The organism is Ruegeria sp. CDSB029, from assembly GCF_059611125.1.
Genome location: NZ_JBXWOX010000019.1, coordinates 62,879 through 81,428 on the forward strand (window position 1 = coordinate 62,879; position 18,550 = coordinate 81,428).

An 18,550-nucleotide genomic window follows, 5' to 3' on the forward strand; every position below is an offset into this window, starting at 1 on the left:
CCCCCGGGTTGCTGTTCAGGGGAGACATTGTCTCCTTCTATGTTGTCTCCCTTAGCGCCGCCTACACAGTCACCTCGGGCATTCTTTCAGGCTGTTCTCAGGAAGCGCCCTAATCCAATTTGATGGCGTCGTCTGAAAGCGTGTCCATCCGCCCCTTGAAGTTACGCCGGGGGTTGTAGGTAAAGTCGTTGCCGCCATCGTCGTTTGCCTCTCTCAGCAAGGCATCAAGCGGTCGTTCGGCGTCCCCTACAGGCGTCCTTGCGGTGCGCTTTCGGCCAACGATGCTGGTGTCCGCAAGCTCTTCGTCAGCGTCCAGTACATCGCTTTCCCAAAGCTCTGCGGTGATCTGCTTCAATCGCCAAGGGACAAACACCTTGCACAGTACTGTAAGCACATCCTCATCCCGCTTTAGCTTAGCATCGCTCAACACCTTGCTGATTGCATTCGCCGCGTCGTTGGTCATCGCTTCTAATTCCTCGCTGCTAAGTGGCGTCCAATCTTCGTCGAGTTGGACCTTCCACTGATTGTCCCGCCACCACTCCCCAGTCGGTTCGTGCTTTGCCTCGGTCATCAGCTTGAACACCTTATTCATGCGCTGGACGGTTCGCGTGGAAACCCCGGATGCGCGCGCAATCTGCGCTTTCGTTAGCTGGCTCTGCCAAGCCTTGCCCGTCCAGTGCAAGCTATCGCGCACCAGCCGCCATGCGGCGTTGTTCCGCTCGGCTGGCATCAACGGCTTACTGTCTTTCGTATTGGCCGCTAGGGCCACTAAACGGGCCACCATAGGCATGCATTCATGAACCAGAACGGGAACCAGTGGGGCATCTCTGAGGTCAACCCCGTGGGTTTCGAAGTGGTGATAGTATGCCTCGGTCCTGTGGTGCCCATCCATGATGATCAATCGCCCGGTATGGTTGCCGGTATCATCGCATTCCCGCCAGAGCAGTATCGGGTCGAGTTCTCGGCCATACCTTAGGGCTTTTGCTAGGGTGTCGATGTGGTCGGCGCTCGGTGCTTCACCAGAACGAAACCAAAATCGGGGGTCCTTTGATATTAATGTGACAGGTATGTCGTCGCATGCGACCACGACATTTTCAGTATTGAGTTCAGAGGCTTTCATAGCTCTTGGCTCCGTTAAACATGGGTAGAGGTTTCTCTTCGTGCGTTGCGTGCAACTTGGCTTTTCAACCGATAACGCCCCAAGGCAGGGACACGCGGGAGCTATCGGACAGGAAAGAACCGCCGCCTAGTGCGCGGCACCTGAATGAAAGATGACGCGCGACGCGTTTCAGGACGCCCGATAAAGGCCCCTCAGGGCAGGCTAAGGCAAGGTGGTCAGTAGAGAGACGCCCCGCCCAGATGGGCTTCCCTGAAATTCGCGCTGGACGAAATGCTGGTTTCCGCCTCATCCACTGGATGGGACGAACCACTGTCAATCCGTAGCTCGAGTTCTTGTTGGGGCTTGTATGGGTGTTGACTACCGCAGCATGACGAGCGTTTACTTACTTCACGTGGGAGGGATTTTTATAAGTATATGATATCAAGTATCTTTCTAAGTGACCCTTCACGGATATCATAAGGCCGACGAGCTTTTGCCCACTAACAGCAAAGCGGACGTTCAGGCAGACTGCAGCGAACGGCTGCTCCGAGCCCTCAGTTGAAATTGCTGCGAGTTGCCGGAACGACCGCTTAAATCAATGGCAATATTGATGAACAATCAGGTTGTCCAATCGAAGGCAGGGGGCCTATTGTTTTCCCATTGCGCGCCTTTTGATGTTTTGTTTAGGTACGCGAATGAAACATCTTATCTCTGCGTGCCTCACTGTCGGAACATCACTGACGCTTTCTGTAGCGGTTGCAGAACCCGTTGATTTGACAGGACTTACCTGTTTGCAGCAGCGAGCAACTGGACCCGTCACGTGGGATTTCTACGGGGATGTAGCCATTCGCGAGTACGTAGCGGGCGATGGTAAGCCGGTACGTTTCGAGCGCATCGGGGAAGGGGCATACCAACGCATCCGAAACCTTGATGGAGAAATCTCTTCATATTGGTACTTCTTTGACGAAGGTGACGGTGTTCACATCAGGCTTTTTGCAAGCCCCGGAATGGCTGCAGAAGCCGAAAATCGTAACGCGCCTTGGCAACGAGCATCCATTCCTTTTTACGCGGAATGCGTGCCGCTATGGGAACGAAATGAACCGCCTGTTGAACAGTAGGCCACTTGCGGATGAAAAAGCCGCTGAAAATTGCTCATAATCCGGTCCGAAACCGTCCAATTCGCCATTTCCTCCGAAAATCAACCCTTTTGGCAACCCGCCAACGGCCTCTAGCCTTACCTCGTAACCCCGCGCCTATATGGTTTGTCTCTAATGCAACAATCCATGCCGCCGATCTGAGGGGGCTGGTTAGCTTTTCGTCGCTTTATGAGCCCAGAGCCTAGGCCACCTCTTTGGCCAACCTATAAACCGTCGCTCTGCTGACCCCGAAGTCCCTCGCAATCTGGGTTGGCTTCACACCGTTCTCAAACGCCTTACGGATGGCTGTCGCCTTTGTCTCATCCATGGCAGGGCGTCCTTTGAACTTACCCTCAGCCTTTGCCTTAGCAATGCCTTCGCGCTGCCGTTCAAGCATCACCTCCCGTTCGAACTGAGCTACAGCCCCAAGGATGGTTTCAAGCATCTGCGCTGTGGCGCTATCGTTCATCATCGGCATATTCATGATATTCAGACCAACGCCCTTGTCTGAAAGTCGCTTGCGGATGTCGATAAGGTCAGGGACCGAACGCGCCAAACGGTCCAACTTAGTAACGACCAGAGTGTCCCCCTCACGCGCAAAGTCTATGGCCGCCTCAAGCTGGTCTCGCTGCTTCACACTGCTGACCTGTTCCGCGAACACCTTCTCACACCCATGTTCGGAAAGCTCACGCTGCTGCGCCTCAAAGCCTGCAATCTGGTCTGCTGTGGATGTCCGTGCGTATCCAATGAGCATTTATCTAACTCCGAAAGTGTAATATTTATCTTTTAAGGCTAAGTAAGAAAGTGTGCTTTAAATGTCAATCCCACTTAAATGAGACGGTTTTTGAGAGATTGGCACTTGTCTTGTTACACTCCGGTCAAATGAGACGCATGCACTCAGGCAACCTTTCGATGGTTCGTGAAGGTCAGTGCGTATCGTCCAACATCAAGGAACTCCTCACCCGGTCCCTCACGGGTCATCTTAAAGGGAACTGAACGGGTCTCACGCTCAACGAGCAAGTCAAAAGGACTGATGCGGCAATCAAAGACGATTACACTGCTCCGTCTATCGCCCCTCCCGCCGGGGGGGATGGCGCGGTACGTATTCATATCCCTGGCTCTCAAATTTTTCCGCCAAAACACCTGCCGCGTCCACTCGATAGGCTCCGTACCTTCGAAACAGGCAAGCCTAAAAGCAAGAAATCAAATCAGTTTTCATGCCCAACAATTCATGCCAGCAAAAGTGGATCGAACGCGCCGTCCGGTAGAACATTGTTGTCCAATATAAATTCAACCTCTTCTAGCTCAAGGCCTTCAAAGGTGATTGAGTCGCCGGTCTGGAAGCTAACGGTTGTCCCGAATTCCGAAGAATTGAGCGTGTAGTTGGGCGGGGTGTCGAACCCGTAGGGTAAAAGCAGATCTTCAGCAGTGTTGAAGCCTTCGAGTATGTCATGACCATCCCCCTCGCGAAAAAGGAAATAATCAACGCCATCGTCAAGTTGGAATCTATCATTGCCCTCTAAGCCAGCAATAAGATTTCCGGGTTGTCCCTCGTGGTAGTCTGCAATGAAGTTTGTCTGAAGAAGGAGGCTTGCGTATTCTAAGTAACTGGAAGTTTCGTGCTGTCCGCCTCCGGCTGTATCAATCAACAGATCTTCACCAATGCTGCTAGTGGCAATATTGGCTTTGAATACCGGATCATTCTCAAAGCCAATGTTCAGTAGTCTTGGGTCACTTTCGTTTCCTGCCCTCAAAACGTCTAGGCCCGGAGCACCAAAAGTAAATGCTTCTTCGATGTTTGCGTCAATGCGCGCGCCGATGTCTGCGTCAGTCTCGGCGGCATTAAACGCCCATTGCACCATACTTCCACCTAGGCTGTGACCGGCCAGATAAATCTTGTCTACGCTGTAGCTGTCTAGAAGGTCGGGTATGGATTCCCAAAGTTCACTAAAAAGTAGCCAGTGGCTCTCTAAGTCGAACCAATCTTCCACATCCGGTGACTGCATTTCATTATCGGGAATAATGGCGTTGACCGCTTTTCCAAAGGCTATAGTAGCACCGAGCGCTTTGCCGAAAGGTCCGCCTGCCATCAATACTCCTTGCAAACGATCACTTGAAGGGGATTGGAGAAACGCGTCCATGATGGTTTCTGGATTGCCGTCGTTATCATTCGTTCCACGGAACGAAATCACCAATGCATCTTCGGTGCGAGCGACCAAGGCAGCTGCATTTTGATTGATATAGAAACCTCTACTATCCGTTATTGAAACGCCCTCAGAATTTTCGAATCCTGCTACCGCACGCAGCGTCGTGCTACCGCCGAACAGCGACAGATAGACTGAGGTTTCCATTAGTCGGTCACCCGTATCCGGTGCCTGCGGTTGGTCCTCAATTGGTGCATATGCCGCAGTTGCCAACTGCATTGCGGTGTAAACATTGAAAACAAAGGGATCAATCTCTGGTTCGGGTGGATCGACATCAGCCAACGCGTACACGGCAAGGTCGTCAAACCTTACGATCTCGGTTTGATTTGCGTCGTAGAAAACTGAGCCGTCTATGCCATATAAGCCAGCATAAATGGATGACATCACCACTTGATCAAAGGTTTCAGTGAGCGCATCTGTTGCGCCTGTGAATGTGTCGGTGATTGCCCCGTTTGAGATGTTAACGGTCCAAGTGCCCTCAGTTGAGACCTGAAAGGATACGTCGATCTGATCTTCTTGTTCGAATTGAAATGAAGTGAGTTCCCTAGTGAGGACTACTTCTTGGCTCAGGAAATTGTCGAATTCGAAGTTCTGGTCTTCATTGAACCGATAAAGGTTAAAACCCGAGTTCAAAGTCGTATCGTCCGAGCGATAAAGTTCTATACCGAAGCCGGAGCCTGGAATGTAGAATGTTGGCCCAATGACTTCTGCTAGATATTGCCCGGAACTCGAGTTTGCTACACCTACAAAGTGGCTGACGCGTTCATCGTCACCTGGTGTAAAAGTGAATTGAATTTCGAAACCCGTTTCTCCGAGGTCGGTAGGCAGATCGTGTGTCATATACGGTTGTAGAAGATCACTGGGAAGCGGCAGGTTGCCTTGGGCATCGTAGCTAAACGCTAAATAACCCCCGGCAATACTGAGTGTAGAAGAACCATACGCAGTATCGCTGGGCTGCGTTTCATGCACCTCGACCCAGCCATTCCCAACCGTCTCGCTATCGGAGCGGTCGAAGCCATCAAAGAAAACTAGCGTATTTTGAGACGGCTGTGTGCTTCCTTCAACGGAGAAATCATCCACTCTTGAATAGTGGCCTGTGTACCAGCCATATGTACCGAGCGTATATTGATCCAGAGTGGCTCCGGCGAGTTCTATGTTGGAAAAGCTAATATCGACAAGGCCGTCAGACTCCATATCGACAGATATAGATCCACTGGAAGAGTCAAAGTTGATTGTTACTTCGGTCCACGTATCGAAAAAAGTCGAAGTATTTGCCCCGGTTGAATAAATGTCGTCGCGCGAGCCATCTGGGTAGAAAATTGATAGCTTAGGTAGATCGTAGTTGTTTGGATCGTAACCGTAGTCTGGGCCATGAGTGGAGCTCGATGTATAAAATCGCACCTCAATGAATTCGCCATCAGCAGTCGTGAAGTACATGCTATTTTCGCCGAGAAAATTTGATCCGGTCGAGTGCATGAAGAGATCGTAGTTAATTGAAGCTTCAAACAAACTCTCAGGAAATGTCACAATCGCATTGGCGCGTTGATCAGTCGCGGACATCGTGAGAAGCAAGTAACCTGACGTTTCTTCTACATCATTGCGATAAGTCCAAGGTTCTCCGTTAAGAACGCCGTCGTTAAAATCTTCATTCAAGAAATAGTCAGTCATACTCATTACCCGCACCTAAAAATAACACCTGTTAATAGTGTTTACGGTAGTGGGCGCAGAGCAAATGCGTCAACAGTTTATGCTTTTGCTAATAGTTGGCTGTCATTTGCAGAGGTTGTACCGCTGACAATATGGCCCCGTAATAATCTGATTTGGCGGTAAAGTTGACTTCACATAGCCAGTGCAACCATGCGTTCAGCGCCACTAATCGCTGCGGCAAGTCTTACCTGCCGTGATCTCTTCAGTTGAGGAGTCCTTGCCCGTAGTTGCAATAATGTCCTCGAAGACAAATTCAAACCACTCAATCTAACAAAATTCGGGGTAGTTTGTGGATTTCACGATATAGCGTTTCAACCGGGTAGTCCCCATAATCTTCACCGGCGTTGCGCCCAGCGTGGCCACATATGGCGTCTTGATAGACCACATCAACGTCGGCGTTTCGAGCCTGTGTTTTAAATCGGTGTCGCCACGCATGGCTTGGCTGTATTCTAGGGTCCGTTATACCCACTTTGTTCCTAACCCAGTCGCCAACCTTATCGCGGGCATTTTGGGACAACCGGAGTGCCTCTTCTGGGCTATTGCCCCCGTCGTGGAAAAGATAGCCGGCGCTGGCGCTGTTTATGAAGACTAGGAGGCCAATCTCAATTAGGTGAGGATGAAGCGGAACGGTTCTATATCGACGCGCTTTTACGCTACCTGCATCTGGCGTGATCACAAGACAGTGGATACCTTTGTCGTTGATTAAGTCTTGTTTGCGGAGTTGCGCGATCTCACCCGCCCTCGCGCCCGTATAAGCGCATATCCAAGGTATCCAACGGCAAGCAAGCTTATTATTGTGGGTGGCCCGTGAGGCGTCCTTTAGAGCTTCGTTGGCGTGTCGTAGTATTCTTCTCGCTTCGTAGTCTGTGAAGCCCTTAGAACGCTCAGAAATCGGTTTAGGGACTTTGACGGACACGTCCGCCGATGGGTCACTTTCGATCAAAAACTTTGATCGCGCCAATTTTAAAACGGCCTTTATTGCGGCTAGGTACTTTCGCCCAATCGTCTTGGGTTTCAAACCTTTCTCGTCCCGCAAGTAGTCGCACCAGTCAGCAATATCCTTGGGCTTCATTTTTGAGACGTCCTCGTGACCCAGATATGCAATTAATGCTTCCGTCTTCTGAGCGAAGTCGTCGATTGTTGCAGGTGCCTTTCCGTTGCTCAAGTGGTCTTTTTTCCAACGTTCAAAAAGACTGGTGAGTGTGGGACCTTCAGTTGCTACTGTCGGCGCGTCTATCAGTTTCCATTCAGGGAAGCGATTAGCCTTAGCGTCTGGGGTAAAGTCGCCCTCCGATCGCTTCAATTGCTGGCTAGCTGCCTGTGTCCAAGACCTATGGACTTCACGTAGTAAACGGGCCCGCGTCGGTTTGTTTACAGCGATTCCTTCTTTCGCCAAAATGTCGTCAGCGACCTCTCCGTACCACTTTTCCATACCACTTTCGGTAGCCTCCGCCTGCTGGCTCAGTTCTAATACTCGGTTCCAAATCGCAGGTTCGCCCGGTTCATTCTCCAACATTTCCATAAGGCGGAAGTACACGCGCCCCGAAAGCGCGACTATCTTTTTGAAAGGGAGTGGTTCAGGCATTGCCCGATGGGAGGCCCATCGCTTTTGGATTTTAGCGTATTCAGCCGCAAATCTCTCTTTGGCCTCTGATGGGTCTCTGGTGCGGAGTGACTTTGACACCTCGGAGCGACCAACGATTCCCCTAAGGTCCGCCGGAACGCGCACCCTAACGTAGTATATTCCGCTCTTTTTGTCTTTGACTGGTGTAGGCATGGTAAGGGTCACTGTGTAGGACTCGTGTGTAGGAGTCTGTAAGTGCAAGCCGTTGGTTCGGCGTAAGTTTTTGAGGAATATAAGGAAATCATGGTGCTGCTGGAGAGAATTGAACTCTCGACCTCTCCCTTACCAAGGGAGTGCTCTACCTCTGAGCTACAGCAGCGCTGTGGGCGGGTGATTAGACTCAAACGAAACGCGGCGCAAGGGTGTCTGGACGGTTTTTTTCGTCTCCTGTAGAGAAAGACAATGGCAGACAAAAATTCACCCAAAAAAGACGGTAAATCCGGGGACGCGCGCGAAGAACGGCTTAAGGCCGCGCTCAAGGCAAATATGGCGCGGCGCAAGGCGCAAGCCAAGGCGCGGGCAGCTTCCGGGGACAAGACCGGCAAGGACGAGGGATAAGAGCAGATGGATTCGATTTTGGTAACGGGCAACGGGCCGCTGAACGGTCAGATACCGATTGCGGGGGCCAAGAACGCATGCCTGACGCTGATGCCCGCAACGTTGCTCAGCGAAGAACCGCTGACGCTGACCAATGCGCCGCGGCTGAGTGACATCAAAACAATGACTGCGCTGTTGCAATCGCTGGGGGCAGAAGTGTCTTCGCTGCAGGACGGGCAGGTGCTGGCGATGTCCAGCCATGATCTGCTCAGTCAGACGGCGGATTATGAGATCGTGCGCAAGATGCGGGCGTCCAATCTGGTATTGGGTCCTTTGCTGGCGCGTTTTGGACAGGCTGTTGTGTCGTTGCCGGGGGGGTGTGCCATCGGTGCACGACCGATGGACCTGCATGTCGAAGGTCTTGAGGCGCTGGGCGCCGAGATCGAGCTTAAAGACGGTTACTTGCACGCCAAAGCCCCGGGTGGGCTGAAAGGCGCAGTGCATGAGATGCGCTTTGCCTCGGTGGGCGCAACTGAGAACATCGTTATGGCCGCCACGCTGGCCAAAGGCACGACCGTTCTGAAGAACGCCGCACGTGAGCCGGAGATTGTTGACCTGGTTGAGTGCCTACGCAAGATGGGTGCGCAAATTTCGGGTGAGGGGACCTCGACCATCGAGATTCAGGGCGTAGATCGGCTGCATGGTGCAACACATCAGGTGGTGACCGACCGGATTGAATTGGGTACCTATATGCTGGCCCCTGCGATGTGCGGCGGCGAGGTTGAGCTGTTGGGAGGTCGTATGGCTTTGGTCGAATCCTTTGCGGCCAAGCTGGATGCGGCAGGCGTGCATGTCGAAGAAACTCAAAATGGCCTGAAGGTTGTCCGCAAGAACGGTCGTGTCAGCGCCGTGGATGTGGTGACCGAGCCATTCCCCGGCTTTCCGACCGACCTGCAGGCGCAGATGATGGCACTGATGTGCACGGCCGAGGGAACTTCGGTTCTGGAAGAACGTATCTTTGAGAACCGCTTCATGCATGCCCCCGAATTGGTGCGCATGGGCGCAAATATCGAAGTGCATGGCGGTACAGCGACCGTGACCGGAGTTGAACGCCTGAAGGGAGCGCCCGTGATGGCGACGGATTTGCGGGCCTCAGTCTCGTTGATTCTGGCCGGAATGGCAGCTGAGGGGGAAACGACCGTCAGTCGGGTCTATCATCTGGACCGCGGATATGAACATGTGGTGCGTAAGCTGGAAGGCGTGGGCGCGAAGATTGAACGGATCAAAGGCCAATGACAGATGCAAGTTTCGAAGACGGACGCGAAGCCCCACTGAATCTGGGGGCCGAGGACGCCGATGACCTTCAGGTGATTTCGACCCTGGCGCAGGATGCGGTTTTCCCAATCACCGAGATGACGTGGCGGCCCTCTGAACGTCGCTTTGGCCTGTTGCTGAACCGGTTCCGCTGGGAAGACAAAGATGCCGCCGCCCGCCGCGACCGCCCGTTTGAACGGGTGCAGTCGGTTCTGGTTTTCGATTCAGTGCTTTCTGTGGCGAGCCAAGGGGTCGAACGCGGCGACAAGGAAATGGTGATGTCCCTGCTGTCGATTGATTTCGAAGCGGGCGAAGACGGTGCCGGGCAGATCATGCTAACACTGGCCGGAGATGGTACGATCCGCTTGTCGGTCGAGGCGCTGGATGTCACCCTCAAGGACGTGACCCGGCCGTATCAGGCCCCTTCCGGTCAGGCACCGCACCATCCGGAATAAGCGCGGCATAGCGCAGGCATTCCCCGGACCCCCACAGGGTCTGGTGCTGCGCCGTGCGACCGTTTTCGACGTGTTCGATCTGAGCCGTGTTCTGGTCCGGTCAATTACCGAGCTTTGCAAGGCGGACCATCAGGATGATCCTAAGGTGATCGCACAATGGGTCGCAAACAAAGATCCGGAGACGATCAGAGGCTGGATCAGGAACGGGGCACAAATCTGGCTCGCCGAGAATAACGGGCAGCCTGCGGCAGTCGGTGGGCTGACCGAAGCCGGAGAAGTCACGCTTTTGTATATCGATCCAGGTCACATTGGTTGCGGTATTGGCGGTGCTTTGTTGAAGACGCTTGAGCGGGAACTAATCGCTCTTGGCTGTACCGAGGGGCAGCTTGAAGCCACCCAAACGGCACAGGGTTTCTATGCGCGGCACGGCTGGGAAGCCACCGGAGGATGCAGTCAGCGCAATGACGTGCCCTGTCTGAGTATGCGCAAATCGCTGCACCTACAGGACTGAGGGTTGAGGCCGGCCCATCTGGGCGGTATGTCCCGATCAAACGCTCCGGAGTGCCAGAACATGCCTGTTTTCCTCGACACGACGTCGTCTGAATTCGAGACCGCCTTCAAAACACTATTGTCCGCCAAGCGCGAGGACAGCCCGGATGTGGACGCCGTTGTCGCTGAGATTATCGATGACGTGCGGAAACGCGGCGATGCGGCGGTGATCGAACTGACCGCCAAGTTTGACCGGCTGGAGCTGACCCCCGAAACATTGGCCTTCAGCGCTGAACAGATCACTGAGGCTGTGGATCAGGTCTCGGCCGAAGATCGGGCCGCGCTGGAATTGGCTGCCGACCGTATCCGGACCTATCACGAAAGGCAGATGCCTGAGGATCACGCGTGGACCGATGAAGCAGGCGCAACGCTGGGGTGGCGCTGGTCTGCAGTGTCGTCTGCTGGTCTTTATGTGCCCGGCGGGCTGGCATCTTATCCGTCATCAGTGCTGATGAACGCAATCCCGGCCAAGGTTGCGGGAGTCGAGCGTTTGGCCATCGCGGTGCCAACGCCGGACGGGCAGGTGAACCCGCTGGTCCTGCTGGCGGCGCAGCTTTCCGGTGTGGATACAGTCTATCGTGTAGGCGGTGCACAGGCGATTGCCGCACTGGCCTATGGCACCGACAGTATCGCGCCCGTCGACAAGATCACCGGGCCGGGCAACGCCTTTGTCGCCGCCGCCAAGCGCCGCGTTTTTGGAAAGGTTGGCATAGACATGATTGCCGGCCCGTCCGAGATTCTGGTGATTGCCGACAAGGACAACGACCCCGACTGGATCGCGTTGGATCTGCTTAGCCAAGCAGAACATGACGAAAGCGCGCAGTCGATTCTGATTACAGATGACGCCGGGTTTGGGCAGGCTGTCGTCAAAGCCGTCGATAAACGCCTTGAAACCCTGCAACGCCGCGCAATCGCGGGGGCCAGCTGGCGTGATTTCGGCGCGATCATCACCGTGCGTGATTTTGACGAGGCGGCGGCATTGTCGAACCGCATCGCGCCCGAACACCTTGAGTTATGCGTGGCCGACCCGGTCGCGCTGAGCGCCAAGACTGTCCACGCTGGCGCTATCTTCTTGGGCCAGTACACGCCCGAGGCCATTGGAGACTATGTTGGCGGCCCCAACCACGTGCTGCCGACGGCCCGTTCGGCCCGCTTCTCCTCCGGTCTCAGCGTGATGGATTTTCTCAAGCGCACCACACTCAGCCAAATGACACCAGAAGCCCTGAGTGCAATCGGACCAGCAGCTGAGCAACTGGCACAATCCGAAAGCCTTGAGGCGCATGGGCTGTCTGTCACGGCGCGGCTGAAGCGCCTGAATGGCTGAAGGTTTATGGCCATGGGGTCACACCTGTTGTGAACCTGTATTGGTTTTCATGGATTGGGCTTGAAGCAGATGGGTGTTCAACGGCGCCCTAGCCGCAAGACGACCCGGCACAAAGGAGCCAGACTTGGAACGCGTGGCAACACTCTGGATCGGCAAACGGTTTAGTTTTCTAGAGCATTTGTGCCTGAAATCCTTCGCGGATGTGGACCAGAAGCCGATCGTCTACCACTATGGCGATCTCGAGGATATTCCGGATTACATCGAGGCGCGTGACGCACGTGAAGTATTTGATACGTCCGAGATTTACCGCGACCCGATCACCCGATCCGTTGCCGTTCATGCGGATCTGTTCCGCCTGAAGCTTATGCAGGATACCGACTATATCTGGGTGGATGCCGATGCCTACGCGAACAGACCGTTCGAGACCAAACAGGGTTACTTGTTTCCTAAGGCGAATATGAAACGTCGGCGTATGATGAATGGTGTTGTTGCCTTGCCAAGCGACAGCCTGGCATTGAAAAAAATGTGTGATTTTGCTTTTGCCAGCGACCTTGTTCCGCCCTGGTGGGCAGAGGATCGGCGAAAGAGCTACATCGACATATTCGGCAGATCAACTGTCTGGAGTTTGCCGCTTTCGACCTTTGGGCCACCTTTGTTCTTTCACTACATTTATAACACGCCGGAACATGATATGTGTTCTGCCCGCGCCGAGCTTTACGCGATTCCTCTTAGGTACAGAAAGCACTGGAACGATCCGGATATGTCGGCGCTCGAGTTTCTGGACTGGCAGAACAAAATGTCCGTGCATTTCTTTGGATCTTGGTTTCGGAAGATTTTTCAGGGTCGTGAAATCGCCAAGGGCTCGCTTGTCGACACCCTGCTGCGGAAGCACGGAATCGACCCTTCGGATCACCCGTTGTAGCGAGTTTGTCAGGAAATGGTCTGTGTGCGTTGCCCATTTAATTTTGTTGCTATAAGTCTGTCCCGACCTGAACGGACCACGCCTTATGACTCGTATCTCGCACATCGAACTTGACGACCGAAACCTGCCTCCGCCGACCCCCGAGATTGAGCAGGAGCGTAAGGTTGCGATCTATGATTTGCTGGAAGAAAACAGCTTTGCGCTGCCGGTGCGCGATGACCGTGTCACGCCTGATGGACCATACCGTGTGCAGCTGTCGATCCGCGATAAGCGGCTGGTCTTTGACATAGCCACCGAGGCCGAGGAAAAGGCAGCTGAGTTTCACCTGTCGCTGGGGCCGTTCCGGCAAGTGGTCAAAGATTATTTTCAGATCTGCGAAAGCTATTTCAACGCGGTAAAAACCCTGCCGCCCAGCCAGATCGAAACCATCGACATGGCCCGTCGCGGCATCCACAACGAAGGCAGCCGCGTCTTGCAGGAGCGACTTGAAGGTAAGGCCGACATAGATACCGATACCGCGCGTCGCCTTTTCACGCTGATCTGCGTGCTGCATTTCGGGGGCTGACGCGTGAAGCCTTTACCGCAGTCGGTCCTGTTTTGTTGCGACCATAACGCGGTTCGGTCCCCTATGGCCGAAGGGCTCATGAAAAAGTTCTATGGTACGGGCACTTATGTGCAGTCCGCCGGTGTGCGAAATGACCTTGAGATTGACGGATTTTGCATTGCTGTCTGTCAGGAAGTCGGCGTTGAACTGTCCCGCCATCGGTCCCGCTCGTTTGATGAGATGCAGGAATGGGGTGACGACCTCAGCTCGTTCGACTTGATCGTTGCGTTGTCTCCAGCCAGTCAGCGCCAGGCTCTGGAATTGACGCGCATTTTTCACTTGGATGTCGATTATTGGCCAATAATGGACCCTACCGGACTGGGCGAAAGCCGCGCAGACAAGTTAATTCACTACCGACAGACCCGCGACCAGATCATTCAGCATCTCAAAGGTCGCTGGGGCGAACCTACGGAGTGACCATGAACCAGACCGTCAAAACCTATTTCGACGCTTTCAATGCCGGTGACGTCGACGGCATGCTGGCTTGCCTGTCAGATGACGTGGCGCATCACGTGAACGAAGGCCAGATCCGCACTGGCAAGGAAAAATTTGCAGCCTTCTGCGCCCATATGAACCGCTGCTACAAGGAACACCTGACGGACATCGTGGTGTTTGAGGCCGAAGGCGGCACCCGCGCTTCGGCCGAGTTCACTGTGAACGGCACCTATCTGCAAACGGATGAGGGTTTGCCCGAAGCCCACGGCCAGACCTATCGCTTGCCCGCTGGGTCGTTCTTTGACTTGAAAGACGGCAAGATCACCCGCGTTACCACGTTCTACAACCTCGCTGACTGGACAAAGCAGGTTTCGAATGGCTGAGGTTACAGCTGTCCGCCCCCTGACTGGCGCGGCGCTGACAAATGCTTTGGACGATGTGGCGCGTTTGCGGATTCTAGTGTTTCGGGCATGGCCGTATCTGTATGACGGCGACATCGATTACGAGCGGAAGTACCTGCAATCTTACCGTGACAGCGACAAAGCGGTCGTTGTTGGAGCGTTCGATGGTGACCGCCTGATAGGCACTTCAACCGGTGCCCCTCTGACCGATCACGCTGATGATTTCGCCGCCGCCTTTGAAGGCTCGGGCCTGGACCTGACCGACATCTTCTACTGCGCCGAATCTGTCCTTTTGCCGGACTATCGGGGGCAGGGGGTTGGGCATAAGTTTTTTGACCTTCGCGAGGCACACGCGCGCAAGCTGGGCTACAGAAAATGCGCCTTTTGCAGTGTACAGCGCGCCCCAGACCACCCCATGCGGCCCAATAATTATCGCCCCTTGGATACCTTCTGGCGCGCGCGGGGATATGAGCCGCTGCCCGGTGTGATCGCGCAGTTTTCGTGGAAGGATGTTGGCGAAGAGGGCGAGACAGCAAAGCGACTGCAGTTTTGGATGCGGGATCTGTAGATAGTTTTCGTCTGCTCTGCGGACAAATCGGTCTTTTGCTGTTCTTGTGCCTTGTCTTAGTCGAGCCTGAACCCGATTTTCATAGCGACCTGGAAGTGACCAACTTCGCCATCCGTTATGTGACCTCGGATATCCGAAACTTCGAACCAATCAAGGTTTTTAACTGTCTCAGCCGCCTTTGAGATACCCGACCTGATAGCTGCATCAACAGATTCCGTTGACGTGCCGACGACATCGATTTTCTTGTAGGTTGCATTCGTCACTTTCATTCTCCCTAAGCTGAACTGGATTATTGGGTGCGTGTTTGATGGCCCCTCGGAACCGACCCTCAGGCTCTCTCATCATTGCCAAGACATCAACTGAATTTGTCTCTTGCAGACTGACAGATGGTTGCATGCTGACATACCAGCACTTTAAAATGAATTGTGTGCTGGTTCACCGGTCAACAATGACGGTTTCGTTGGCCGCTCATTTCCGACAAGAGCAAGGTTTGGCCGTCATTCATGCATCCTGCGGCATTTGACAGTTCGGGGTCATAGCGGAAATGGTCACTCAAAACCCAAGGTGTCAGGATGGGGCTATACAGCCCGCGAATTCACACTTAAATTCGCCCGAGTTTGGACCGCAAGGATAGCCCATGAAAGTCGCTACTGCCGCCTATAACCTCGATTGGCTCGACAGCTGGGCGCAGTATGAAGATAAGCTGGACCGCTGGGTCTCAGACGCCGCGGGGCAGGGGGCGGACCTGCTGGTTTTTCCTGAATATGGCGCGATGGAGCTGTCTACGCTCGACGGGGCCGAGGTGGCGGGTGATCTGGAGCGGTCGATCCACGCGGTCTCGGATCGGATGGCGGATGTGCGAAATCTGCACCGGCGCCTCGCGCTGGAGTACAAGACGTACATTTTGGGCGCATCGGCCCCGGTTGTGGATGGCCCTGGTCGACCTGTGAACCGGGCTGCATTCTATGCCCCAGATGGCAAACAGGACCACCAGGACAAACAGATCATGACCCGGTTCGAACGCGAGTCGTGGGATATTGCCCCTGGCGGCCCGCTGAAATTGTTCGATACTGCGCTGGGCAAAATCGGGGTGCTGATCTGTTACGATAGTGAGTTCCCGCTGTTGGGTCGTGCTCTTAGCGAGGCAGACCTTATCCTTGTCCCATCCTGCACCGAGGCGTTGTCAGGCTATTGGCGGGTGCGTATCGGCGCGATGTCCAGGGCATTGGAAAATCAATGCGTTACGGTGATGTCGTCTTTGGTTGGCGCTTATGAATGGTCCGAAGCTGTTGATATGAACACCGGCACTGGCGGTATATTCGGTCCACCTGACAAGGGCTTTCCCGCGACCGGAGTGCTGGCCGAAGGCACCATGAACCAACCCGGCTGGACTTATGCTGAGGTCGACATGTCGGCCATCGCCGGTGTGCGGTCTGATGGCCATGTCCTCAACCGAACTCATTGGGATGAGCAATCACCCCGAGTCAATTCGGTCACAATATCCGCCCTATAGGTGATTCCGCCCTTGAAATAGGGCCAAAATAGGCTCATTTAAGCGCACATCCCCGCAGATTCTGCGGGTGCAACTTAAATGTGGAGACAACATGGCCAAGGAAGATACGCTCGAATTTCCCGGTGTCGTGAAGGAACTCCTGCCTAATGCGACGTTTCGGGTCGAGCTGGAAAACGGCCATGAGATCATCGCACATACGGCAGGCAAGATGCGCAAGAACCGCATCCGTGTTCTGGCCGGCGACAAAGTTCAGGTCGAGATGACCCCCTATGATCTGACCAAGGGTCGGATCAACTACCGCTTCAAGTAACGCCTGCCGCAATGGCGTTTATCTTAGGATCGGGCAGCCCAAGGCGGCTGGACCTGTTGGCCCAGCTTGGCGTGCGGCCCGATGCCATCCGTGCACCCGACATTGATGAAACGCCGTTGAAAGGTGAGCTGCCGGTGCCCTATTGCACTCGTATTACGCGGGCAAAAGTGCAGGCGGTACAGGCCGATGGCGACGATGTAACTCTTTGTGCGGATACCACTGTCGCACTGGGTCGCCGTATTCTTGGAAAACCGGAAGACGCGGGCCAGGCGGCTGAATTCCTGCATGCTTTGTCCGGTCGACGGCACCGCGTAATCACCTCGGTCGCTGTACGGCGTGGGGACCGCGTTCTGCAACGTGATGTGGTGTCTCAGGTCAAGGTCAAACGCCTGTCAGACGTCGAAATCAACGCTTACCTGGCGACCGGAGACTGGAAGGGCAAAGCAGGCGCTTACGCCATTCAAGGCCCCGCCGGGGCATTCATCCCGTGGATTTCTGGTTCGTTTACCGGCATCGTGGGGCTCCCCCTGTCCGAGACTGCCGCGCTTTTGCAAGGCATCGGCTATCCCCTGTATAGTGAGGTGTCATGAAGGGTCGAACCATTGTTCTGGATCACATCGAAAACCGCGAAGCTGCCGCCCTTATGGTCGACGGTCAGCTGGACGATTTCCTGATTGCAGCTGACGCACCCGCGCCGGGTACGATTTACCGTGCCCGTGCCGACCGACCGGTCAAAGGGCAGGGCGGCATGTTCCTGACCACACCTGACGGTCCGGCCTTTCTACGACAGATCAAAGGGCTCGCACCCGGTGCACTGATGTTGGTTCAGGTGACGGGCTATGCCGAACCCGGTAAGGCGCTGCCAGTGACCGATCGGGTTCTGTTCAAAAGCCGCTATGCTATCGTTACGCCTGATGCGCCCGGTTTGAATATCTCACGTTCCATCCACGACGAAGATGAGCGTGACCGCCTTCTTGAAATCGCTCATGAGAGCATGGAGGGCAGCAGCCATGGCCTGATCCTGCGGTCCTGTTGTGAGGGCGAAGGTGCGGCTGAAATCGCCGAAGATATCGGTGCGATGCTGGCCCATGCGGATCAGGTTTTGAACGATCCGGGAACTGAGCCCGAGCTGCTGCTGGAAGGTGACGAACCCCATGTTCTGGCCTGGCGCGACTGGACTGACCCAGCTGAGGTCGTGACACAGCCGGGCAGTTTCGAAACGCATGGCGTATTGGATGCATTGGACGTGGCGCGTGGTATTTCCGAGCCACTGCCCGGAGGCGGGCATCTATATATTCAGCCCACCCGGGCCTTGGTCGCTGTGGATGTCAACACCGGGTCCGACACGTCGATGGCAGCCGGAACCAAGGTCAATTTCGCCTGTGCCAAGGGGCTTGCCCGTGCCTTGCGCGTTCGCGGTCTTGGGGGGCAAATCACTCTGGACCTAGCACCAATGCCTAAAAAGGATCGCCGTGGGTTCGAGGCCTCTCTGCGCGCTGCGTTGAAGGCAGATTCGGTCGAAACCACGCTGGCAGGCTGGACCCCTCTTGGCCACTACGAGCTACAGCGTAAACGCGGCCGTATCCCGTTGTCGGAAGTGCTGAAATGAGCTGCCCGATCTGCGCAGAAAAGTCTGTAACCGAGTTTCGGCCATTCTGTTCGAAGCGGTGTGCTGATATTGATCTGGCCAAGTGGCTGAACGGGTCCTACGCGGTTCCATCGCAGCGGGAAGAGGACGTTGAAACAGAAGTTTCCGATCCCGAACCAGAGCAACAACGTCCACATTGAAAAAATGTGAAAAAGCCTCTGGACACTGCCTGTAGCAAGTCATAGAAGGCCTCCACCCAA

21 protein-coding genes, 1 tRNA gene and 1 pseudogene are annotated in these 18,550 nt (G+C 54.6%); 16 read left to right on the plus strand and 7 right to left on the minus strand.

Going from position 1 to position 18,550, the window contains the following annotated elements:
• Nucleotides 1-109: 109 nt before the first annotated feature.
• Complete coding sequence (locus AC2FI8_RS19095; RefSeq protein WP_496780581.1) at nt 110-1,120, minus strand: hypothetical protein; 1,011 nt, start codon at nt 1,118-1,120, stop codon at nt 110-112.
• A 674-nt stretch (nt 1,121-1,794) separates the two neighbouring features.
• On the opposite strand from AC2FI8_RS19095, the gene AC2FI8_RS19100 reads away from it, so the two are divergent.
• On the plus strand, nt 1,795-2,217 hold the full coding sequence (locus AC2FI8_RS19100) for a hypothetical protein (RefSeq protein WP_496780582.1): 423 nt from the start codon (nt 1,795-1,797) through the stop codon (nt 2,215-2,217).
• Nucleotides 2,218-2,437: 220 nt separating this feature from the next.
• Here AC2FI8_RS19100 and AC2FI8_RS19105 read toward each other — a convergent pair whose 3' ends face one another.
• The 5 genes and pseudogenes from AC2FI8_RS19105 to AC2FI8_RS19125 all read right to left on the minus strand — a co-directional run bounded on the left by AC2FI8_RS19105 (nt 2,438) and on the right by AC2FI8_RS19125 (nt 8,089).
• On the minus strand, nt 2,438-2,989 hold the full coding sequence (locus AC2FI8_RS19105; RefSeq protein WP_496780583.1) for a recombinase family protein: 552 nt from the start codon (nt 2,987-2,989) through the stop codon (nt 2,438-2,440).
• Nucleotides 2,990-3,464: 475 nt separating this feature from the next.
• Nucleotides 3,465-6,107: an alpha/beta hydrolase family protein gene (locus AC2FI8_RS19110; protein ID WP_496780584.1), complete on the minus strand. Its 2,643-nt coding sequence runs from the start codon at nt 6,105-6,107 to the stop codon at nt 3,465-3,467.
• A gap of 301 nt (nt 6,108-6,408) precedes the next feature.
• Complete coding sequence (locus tag AC2FI8_RS19115) at nt 6,409-7,731, minus strand: tyrosine-type recombinase/integrase (RefSeq protein ID WP_496780599.1); 1,323 nt, start codon at nt 7,729-7,731, stop codon at nt 6,409-6,411.
• A 15-nt stretch (nt 7,732-7,746) separates the two neighbouring features.
• Nucleotides 7,747-7,923 (minus strand): annotated as a pseudogene (locus AC2FI8_RS19120) (DUF6538 domain-containing protein); the annotation flags it as partial.
• Nucleotides 7,924-8,014: 91 nt separating this feature from the next.
• Nucleotides 8,015-8,089: transfer RNA gene (locus AC2FI8_RS19125), tRNA-Thr, on the minus strand.
• 83 nt (nt 8,090-8,172) lie between these two features.
• On the opposite strand from AC2FI8_RS19125, the gene AC2FI8_RS19130 reads away from it, so the two are divergent.
• From AC2FI8_RS19130 to AC2FI8_RS19175, 10 genes are all read left to right on the plus strand, one after another.
• A complete protein-coding gene (locus AC2FI8_RS19130) occupies nt 8,173-8,328 on the plus strand; it encodes a hypothetical protein (protein ID WP_496780585.1) in 156 nt (51 codons plus the stop codon).
• A gap of 6 nt (nt 8,329-8,334) precedes the next feature.
• Nucleotides 8,335-9,603 (plus strand): UDP-N-acetylglucosamine 1-carboxyvinyltransferase, encoded by a 1,269-nt coding sequence (murA, locus tag AC2FI8_RS19135; protein ID WP_496780586.1) that lies wholly within the window; start codon nt 8,335-8,337, stop codon nt 9,601-9,603.
• Complete coding sequence (locus AC2FI8_RS19140; protein ID WP_496768810.1) at nt 9,600-10,076, plus strand: DUF2948 family protein; 477 nt, start codon at nt 9,600-9,602, stop codon at nt 10,074-10,076. The genes murA and AC2FI8_RS19140 overlap by 4 nt, the downstream gene beginning before the upstream one ends.
• Before the next feature lie 43 nt (nt 10,077-10,119).
• Nucleotides 10,120-10,587, plus strand: a complete 468-nt coding sequence (locus AC2FI8_RS19145; protein ID WP_496780587.1) for a GNAT family N-acetyltransferase — start codon at nt 10,120-10,122, stop codon at nt 10,585-10,587.
• A gap of 60 nt (nt 10,588-10,647) precedes the next feature.
• On the plus strand, nt 10,648-11,949 hold the full coding sequence (gene hisD, locus AC2FI8_RS19150; protein WP_496780588.1) for a histidinol dehydrogenase: 1,302 nt from the start codon (nt 10,648-10,650) through the stop codon (nt 11,947-11,949).
• Nucleotides 11,950-12,073: 124 nt separating this feature from the next.
• Nucleotides 12,074-12,871, plus strand: coding sequence for a hypothetical protein (locus AC2FI8_RS19155; RefSeq protein ID WP_496780589.1), 798 nt, complete (start codon nt 12,074-12,076; stop codon nt 12,869-12,871).
• A gap of 85 nt (nt 12,872-12,956) precedes the next feature.
• Nucleotides 12,957-13,436 carry a UPF0262 family protein gene (locus tag AC2FI8_RS19160; protein WP_496696377.1) on the plus strand — a complete coding sequence of 160 codons (480 nt, stop codon included), beginning with the start codon at nt 12,957-12,959 and terminating at the stop codon, nt 13,434-13,436.
• Between the two features lie 3 nt (nt 13,437-13,439).
• A complete protein-coding gene (locus tag AC2FI8_RS19165; RefSeq protein WP_058275393.1) occupies nt 13,440-13,892 on the plus strand; it encodes an arsenate-mycothiol transferase ArsC in 453 nt (150 codons plus the stop codon).
• A gap of 2 nt (nt 13,893-13,894) precedes the next feature.
• Nucleotides 13,895-14,293, plus strand: coding sequence for a ketosteroid isomerase-related protein (locus tag AC2FI8_RS19170; protein WP_496725489.1), 399 nt, complete (start codon nt 13,895-13,897; stop codon nt 14,291-14,293).
• Nucleotides 14,286-14,879: a GNAT family N-acetyltransferase gene (locus tag AC2FI8_RS19175; protein WP_496780590.1), complete on the plus strand. Its 594-nt coding sequence runs from the start codon at nt 14,286-14,288 to the stop codon at nt 14,877-14,879. The genes AC2FI8_RS19170 and AC2FI8_RS19175 overlap by 8 nt, the downstream gene beginning before the upstream one ends.
• A gap of 56 nt (nt 14,880-14,935) precedes the next feature.
• On the opposite strand, the gene AC2FI8_RS19180 is transcribed toward AC2FI8_RS19175, so the two are convergent.
• Nucleotides 14,936-15,142 (minus strand): dodecin, encoded by a 207-nt coding sequence (locus AC2FI8_RS19180; protein WP_496725491.1) that lies wholly within the window; start codon nt 15,140-15,142, stop codon nt 14,936-14,938.
• Nucleotides 15,143-15,516: 374 nt separating this feature from the next.
• Between AC2FI8_RS19180 and AC2FI8_RS19185 the strand changes: the two genes are divergently transcribed.
• From AC2FI8_RS19185 to AC2FI8_RS19205, 5 genes are all read left to right on the plus strand, one after another.
• Nucleotides 15,517-16,392 carry a carbon-nitrogen hydrolase family protein gene (locus AC2FI8_RS19185; protein WP_496780591.1) on the plus strand — a complete coding sequence of 292 codons (876 nt, stop codon included), beginning with the start codon at nt 15,517-15,519 and terminating at the stop codon, nt 16,390-16,392.
• A gap of 91 nt (nt 16,393-16,483) precedes the next feature.
• A complete protein-coding gene (gene infA, locus AC2FI8_RS19190) occupies nt 16,484-16,702 on the plus strand; it encodes a translation initiation factor IF-1 (RefSeq protein ID WP_005978431.1) in 219 nt (72 codons plus the stop codon).
• A gap of 11 nt (nt 16,703-16,713) precedes the next feature.
• Complete coding sequence (locus AC2FI8_RS19195; RefSeq protein WP_496780592.1) at nt 16,714-17,292, plus strand: Maf family protein; 579 nt, start codon at nt 16,714-16,716, stop codon at nt 17,290-17,292.
• The gene (locus tag AC2FI8_RS19200) at nt 17,289-18,311 is read left to right on the plus strand and encodes a ribonuclease E/G (protein WP_496780593.1); all 1,023 of its coding nucleotides are present in this window, start codon (nt 17,289-17,291) and stop codon (nt 18,309-18,311) included. The genes AC2FI8_RS19195 and AC2FI8_RS19200 overlap by 4 nt, the downstream gene beginning before the upstream one ends.
• On the plus strand, nt 18,308-18,490 hold the full coding sequence (locus tag AC2FI8_RS19205) for a DNA gyrase inhibitor YacG (RefSeq protein ID WP_058275399.1): 183 nt from the start codon (nt 18,308-18,310) through the stop codon (nt 18,488-18,490). The genes AC2FI8_RS19200 and AC2FI8_RS19205 overlap by 4 nt, the downstream gene beginning before the upstream one ends.
• Nucleotides 18,491-18,550 lie beyond the last annotated feature (60 nt).